6 protein-coding genes are annotated in these 6,803 nt (G+C 59.9%); 5 read left to right on the plus strand and 1 reads right to left on the minus strand.

What is annotated here, in order from left to right; all coding sequences use genetic code 11:
• Nucleotides 1–35 precede the first annotated feature (35 nt).
• Complete coding sequence (locus ADS46_RS07190) at nt 36–947, plus strand: LysR substrate-binding domain-containing protein (protein ID WP_066318148.1); 912 nt, start codon at nt 36–38, stop codon at nt 945–947.
• Nucleotides 948–985: 38 nt separating this feature from the next.
• Here the strand turns inward: ADS46_RS07190 and ADS46_RS07195 are convergent, their stop codons facing one another.
• A complete protein-coding gene (locus ADS46_RS07195; RefSeq protein WP_066318149.1) occupies nt 986–1,891 on the minus strand; it encodes a LysR substrate-binding domain-containing protein in 906 nt (301 codons plus the stop codon).
• Between the two features lie 183 nt (nt 1,892–2,074).
• On the opposite strand from ADS46_RS07195, the gene ADS46_RS07200 reads away from it, so the two are divergent.
• The 4 genes from ADS46_RS07200 to ADS46_RS07215 all read left to right on the plus strand — a co-directional run.
• Nucleotides 2,075–3,568, plus strand: coding sequence for an aldehyde dehydrogenase (locus tag ADS46_RS07200; RefSeq protein WP_066318153.1), 1,494 nt, complete (start codon nt 2,075–2,077; stop codon nt 3,566–3,568).
• Nucleotides 3,569–3,573: 5 nt separating this feature from the next.
• A complete protein-coding gene (locus ADS46_RS18725) occupies nt 3,574–4,773 on the plus strand; it encodes an iron-containing alcohol dehydrogenase (protein ID WP_066318157.1) in 1,200 nt (399 codons plus the stop codon).
• Nucleotides 4,770–5,912, plus strand: a complete 1,143-nt coding sequence (locus ADS46_RS18730; RefSeq protein ID WP_066318160.1) for a mandelate racemase/muconate lactonizing enzyme family protein — start codon at nt 4,770–4,772, stop codon at nt 5,910–5,912. The genes ADS46_RS18725 and ADS46_RS18730 overlap by 4 nt, the downstream gene beginning before the upstream one ends.
• A 275-nt stretch (nt 5,913–6,187) precedes the next feature.
• Nucleotides 6,188–6,803, plus strand: a 616-nt coding sequence (locus ADS46_RS07215; RefSeq protein WP_156524485.1) for an ATP-binding cassette domain-containing protein, incomplete at its 3' end; no start/stop codon positions are given.

Here is a 6,803-nt window from a genome sequence, read left to right on the forward strand (position 1 = left end):
ATAAACACTCTCTATTGAGGAAACAATTCCTTGTGATGGATTCCATCGACTTTACCGATAGTTCATCCCGCACCCCGTCACTCGACAATGAGCTGCTGAGTGCTTTCGTTGCCGTCGTGGACAACAATGGGTTTACTGCTGCCGCCAACCAGCTGCATAAGACGCAGTCGACAATCAGCCTGCGCATACGCACCCTGGAAGAACGGCTCGGCACGCGTCTCTTGCAGCGCACAAGCCGTCAACTGACACTCACTCAAGATGGAGAAACGTTCCTGGTCTACGCCCGCCGCCTGTTGCAATTGCAACGCGAGGCGTTGAGCGTGCTCGGGCACGGCGACCACGACGGCATCATTCGTTTCGGCCTACCAGAAAATTATGCCGAAGCCTGGCTACCGGCACTATTGGGCCGCTTTGCCGAACGCCATCCGCGCATTCGGCCGCATATTCACTGCCGCATGTCGAGTGAACTCATCGAGTCATTGGAAGCGGGGGAACTGGATCTCGTACTGACCATTCAGCACAAGAGCCAACGGCATGGGGTATCAATGGGCCACGAGGAAGTGGTCTGGGCAGCCCATCGGGATTATTGTGTCGACCCCCATGCGCCGCTCGCACTGGCGCTCTTCCCGGACCACTGCCCTTATCGAGAACGCGCCCTGGAAGCCCTTGCTCGCATGGGCAGGCAATGGTCGCTGGAATATACCACCCAAAGCCCCACCGGGCTGCGTGTTGCCGTCAACCAGGGCAAGGCCGTCACAGTCACTGACCAACGCGCCATGCCAGAGAACTGGCGCATCCTTGATGAAGCGGACGGGTTCCCGGCACTGCCACCTGCCGAGCTGACGGTTCGACAATCGCCGAGTTTCCAGCATCCAGCGGGGGATACGCTCATCGACTTACTGCGAGAACAACTTCTCTCCGATAACAGCCTCCACGACGCCTCATAGCCCTCCGACGACCTTTTCACGACTGCGTCCCAAAATGGCTATAGGCCGGTGGGGGGATCTTCGATCTCCTGCGCCAGCCATTGGCGGAAAAGCTTGAGGTTGGCCGACTCCACCTGGTGCGGCCGGGTTGCCAACCAGTAGGAACGATGCCCGGTGACCTCGACATCAAGCCAAGATACAAGCTCCCCTCTATCCAGCTCACGGGCAACCATGTGCCGGTCAGCGATGGTCACCCCGACGGCGTTGACGGCGGCATGAATCGCCAACTCCAGTAGATCAAACGCAATACCACCGCTGGTCTTCACGCCTTCGATACCTGCCGCTGACAGCCAGTGATCCCAGGTATGAAAGCGATCCTCACCCCAAAGGACATGGAGCAGCACCTGGTGATTGAGGTCGAGCGCATCACGACGCATAGACCCCCTGAGCTTGGGTGCGCAGACGGCGATATGACTTTCTTGCATCAAGTGCACCATCTCGGCATCCGACCACTCACCGGTGCCAAAACGAATCGCGGCATCCAGGTTTTCGTCGCCCACAAGGTCGTCGTCGGCGCGCGTTGTCAGGGACAGCTCCAGATCCGGGTGCAATGATTTCAAGCGCCCCAGCCGCGGGATCAACCATCGGTTGGCAAAGGTAGGCGGCGCATTCAGGCGCAGATGGGGGACAGCATCCGGCTCTTGCAGCCCTCTTACGGTCCAGGCAATACGATCAAAGGACTGACGCAGCACTGGCTGCAACCGGCGTCCCGCGTCGGTCAATCGAAGGTGGCCCGAACCACGTTGGAAAAGCGGCACTCCCAACTGCTCCTCCAGCAACTTGACTTGACGGCTGACCGCGCTCTGGGTCACGCAGAGCCGCTGTGCCGCCAGGGTAAAACTCGCACACTCGGCGGCGGCCTCGAAGGCCTTGAGAGAATTGAGTGGGGGTAACGTGCGTGACATGCGCCGGAGCCTCATTGGGTGATTTTTTCGCAGCAACTCACCAGATAATGTCAGTAAACACCCGTCCAATACCAGCCTTGCATGAGTTATAGGAATACCCGGGGTTCACTTTCATCGTTTGTGGGGCCACAGCTGAGCGCCTAGTATCACGGCGACATGCCAACTCACCGCCGAGGTTATTAGATGACGGACCGCTCCCACGCCGACTGGCAGAACCGCGCAAGCACTCTGCCTCTACCGCAACTGGCTTATATCGACGGACAATTCGTCCACGCTCTCAGCGGCGCCACTTTTTCAGCAGAGAACCCGGCCACCGGTCAGATACTTACGGACGTGGCGGCTTGCGACGCTGCCGACGTCGACCTCGCCGTTGCCAGTGCTCGCCGCAGCTTCGAGAGTGGTGAATGGCGAGACCTGCCGCCCACCGAGCGCAAATCGCGCATGCTCGCCTGGGCGGATGCCATTGAGGCACAGCTAGACGACATTGCGTTGCTCGAGACCCTGGAAACCGGCAAGCCGATCGGCCAGACCACCACCGTGGATGTGCCCGGCCTGGTCGGAGGGCTGCGCTGGTATGCCGAATCACTCGACAAGCTTTACGGTGAGACGGCACCCAACGGGGCAAGCAGCGTCTGCCTGATAGACCGTGAGCCGATGGGCGTGGTGGCCGCCGTGGTGCCATGGAACTACCCCTTGATTATCGCCAGTTGGAAGATCGGCCCGGCACTCGGCGCGGGCAACTCGGTGATCCTCAAGCCCGCCGAGCAGTCTAGCTTGGCAACGCTCAAGGTGGCCGAGCTCGCCCAGGGTGCTGGCATTCCCGCGGGCGCCTTCCAGGTGGTCACAGGGCTTGGCCACATCGCTGGCAAGGCATTGGGCCTGCATGCTGACGTCGATGCTGTCGGTTTCACCGGCTCCACTGAGGTCGGGAAGGCCTTTCTTGAGTATTCCGCGCACTCCAATATGAAGCGCATCGGCCTGGAGTGCGGCGGCAAGAGCCCGCACATCGTCACGCGCGATGTGGAAGACCTGGACAACATCGCCATGTCGGTCGCCTATGGTGTCTGGTACAACCAGGGCGAGACCTGCCACGCGGGTACCCGCTTGATCGTCGATCGAGCCGTCAAGGAACCCCTGCTTGCCAAACTTCGCGGTTGGGCCGAGGCCCTACAGCCCGGTGACCCCCTCGACCCCGCCGTACAGATGGGGGCGATGATCGAGCAGGCACATATGGAAAAGGTGCAGGGGTATCTCGATCAGGGCCAGCGCGAAGGGGCACGACTCCTGTTCGGCGGCGAGCAGGTACGCAGCGAGAGCGGTGGGTACTACCTGACCCCGGCAGTACTCGACGATGTCACCAACGATATGCGGGTGGCCCGCGAAGAGATATTCGGCCCTGTCCTGGTGGTGATTACCGTGGACGACCTGGATGAGGCATTGGCCATCGCCAATGACACCGACTATGGCCTGGGAGCGGCGATCTGGACAGACCGACTCCGCGACGGCCACCGCGCCGCCCGTACCCTGCGCGCGGGTACCGTTTGGGTCAACTGTTACGACCACACATCGATCAATGCGCCCTTTGGTGGCTACAAGCAATCCGGCCAGGGCCGCGACAAATCGCTCCATGCCTTTGATAAGTACACAGAACTCAAGACCACCTGGATCGAGATTTGAGCCCTATGCCCCTGAACCATTTTCACACCGGACGTCAGACACCGATCATCGCGGGACCTGGCAGTCTTGAGCAGCTACCCGAGCTTCGCCGCCGCCTGGGGGCCAGCCGTTATATGGTCATCAGTGACCAGGGCCTTGCCGCGACCGGCCTGGTCGATGCCCTGATCGACGACCTGACGGCTGATGCCGAGGTAGATACCTTCCTGGCACCGACGGGCGAACCCAGCGTCGCTACCGCCGATGCGGCCGCAGTCGCGGTACGTGCCCTGCCCGGCCGCCCATTGGTGATAGGGCTGGGCGGCGGCACCGCATTAGACATCGCCAAGCTGGTCGCCGCCCTCGCAGAAAGCCAGGGCGATATGGAAAATTACCTGCTGGCCAGGACCCCCTGGGCAGGGCGCGTACCCGCCGTGATGGTGCCAACGACCTCGGGTACCGGTTCCGAGGTCACCCGCACGTCGATCCTCACCGACGCAGGGGGACGCAAGCTTTGGGCCTGGGGCGACGAGCTGCTACCCGACGCGGTCCTGCTCGACCCGGTGTTAACCCGTGGCCTGCCCGCCCTGCTCACCGCCACCACCGGCCTGGATGCCTTCGTCCACGCGCTGGAGGCCACTACCGGCCAGGGGCGACACGCGTTTATTGAGGCCCCAGCGCTGCAGGCCATCCGCCAGGTAGGCCAGGCGCTGCCCACGGCGGTGACCACCCCGAATGATCTGGTGGCTCGCCAACGCATGCAGGAAGCCGCTTGCCTGGCGGGCCAGGCCATCGATAATGGCGGTACCGGCATCGCCCACAACATCGGCCATGCACTGGGTAGCTGTTACCACTTACCGCACGGTGTGGCGGTGACTCTGGCGCTGGAAGCGTCATTGGCTTGGTCGGTGGCAGACAATGAGGCATGTTTTGCGCCAGCAGCCCATGCCCTGAAAGCTGGGAGCAAGGCACAAGAGCTGCCCAGGCTATTCCGCGAACTTGCTGATCAGACCCACTTCAACCAAGCCCTTGCTCCCTTCACCACGCAGACACTAGATGCTGAGACGCTCGCCTCTACCATGCAAAAAGACGAGAACGCGCCCATGGCCCGCAACGCGGCCCGCCGCCCAACGGGCGAGGACTGGCAATGGCTCGCTGAAGCCACTGTATCTGTTTTCGATCGCCGTGTTGCCGAACTTGCCACCCAGAACCGGGAGATCAGCGCATGAACGTGATCAAGCGCATCGAGATCAGCCAGCACCAGTGCGAGCTCGACCCACCCTTCCCGGCGGCCTGGGATAGCCAACCCAGGCAAAAGTTTCCGGCCGCCATCGTTCGCGTAATCGACAGCGAAGGCCGTGAAGGCATCGGCTCGGGCGATGCCATGTATGGCTTCGACGACTTCCGGTCACTATTCATTGGACAAGATCCCTTAGCCATCGAACGCCACAGCGCCGTTATCGACAACATCGGCTTTCATGCCGGGCGCTGCTGGCCACTGGAAGTCGCTCTATGGGACTTGATCGGCAAGATCAAGGCACAACCGTTATGGCAATTGCTGGGCGGCACCTCGTCGCGCCTGAAGGCGTACGCCTCCAGCGGTACTCATCGGCCTACCGAGCAGGTCGTTGCCCTCGCCGAGCAGATTCGTGACGCGGGCATCCCCGCCATGAAACTACGCTTTGGTCGTCACCGGCTCGACGATGATCTGGCAGTGCTCGCGGCGGTACGTGATGCCGTGGGACAAGAACTGGACCTGATGGTCGACTGCAACCAGGGTTGGCGGATGCCCTGGGATACCCAGGCACCCTGGGATTTGGCCAAGGCAAGCGAGGTGGCTGAGGAGTTGATTCGCCATAATGTGCTTTGGATGGAGGAGCCGCTCTATCGCGGGGACTACCCCGGCATGCGCGCCCTCAACGACCTGACCGGCGAGCGGCTGAAAATCGCCGGTGGCGAGATGACCCGCGAACCCTACGAATTCCGCGAAATGCTGCGACAGCAGTGTCTTGACGTCTACCAACCGGACGCCGTCTGCTCAATCGGACTTCTCGGCTTATCCAGACTGGCAAAAGAGGTCACCACCGCGGGCAAGTGGTTCACGCCGCACACCTGGGGCAATGGCATCGGCCTTGCCGCCAATCTGCATCTCACCGCCGGGGCGGTTGGCCCAACGGGCTGCCCTTATCTGGAGTACCCTTTCGATCCGCCAGAGTGGACACCTGAGGTGCGCGACTTTCCGTTGACGACCGCTATCAAGCCCGACGCCGAGGGCTGGCTGACGCTCTCTGATGAACCTGGCCTGGGCATCACCCTTGACGAAGCACGCCTCGCGGCCACCCGCGCCAACCAGGCAACTTGGCAGTAGCGACTGTCAATAAAGGCTTTTTGCGGCAATACGCGCCAAGCTCTGTTTCTGGCATCGCGGAGGGGGCAATGCCATGGCGAGCTTGGCGTCAGACGAGTATTCGTTAGACAATAGTCGAAATTACTAGGCGGTCATTTGACAGGATGTCATTCGTTACTTATTAGTTATGCAAACGTTTTAAATTCTGTGGGAAGAAATATTTCTCACACATAGAAAAACAATATCTGTATCTATGCAAACGTTTGCAAAGATGGCGGTGCTATTTGGAGACGCACATGACCGAAAGAATAAATATAAGTAATCTGTCCAAGCGTTATGGAGCCACTGTCGCCCTGAGCGGAGTCGATATGGGCATTTGGCCTGGCGAGGTACATGCCGTCCTTGGTGAAAATGGGGCGGGCAAGTCCACTCTGGTGAAGATTTTATCGGGGGTTGTTAGCTCAAATGCTGGAAGCATATCGCTTGATGAAGAAATCATCCGGCCAAGCTCGATCATAGAGGCGAGACGCTGGGGAATTGCGACTGCATTCCAAGAGCTTAGCCTAATTCCCAACATGACTGTTGCTGAAAATCTTCTTTTGCCCCGGGCATCTTCGGGTCGTTTTTGGCCAGAATCCAAAGCTAGTATTTTCGAACGCGCCAATGAGGTGTTAATCGAATGGGAAATCGATGACATTTCATCCCAGTCGATTGTTGCTGACCTGACACTAGCCCAGCGACAGCGTATAGAACTCGTTCGTGCGCTCAGCCATGCGCACTGCCTACTAATTCTCGATGAGCCTACCGCCGCGCTTCCTGATACCAGTTGGCTGTTTCGTCAAATACGTCGAGTGGTAATCCCCCCATTTTTAACGGGGTTCAAAAGTAGACCTCAGGCCATCATGGCCAACT

It is taken from the genome of Halomonas sp. G11, from assembly GCF_001663515.1.
Classification (GTDB): Bacteria; Pseudomonadota; Gammaproteobacteria; order Pseudomonadales; family Halomonadaceae; genus Vreelandella.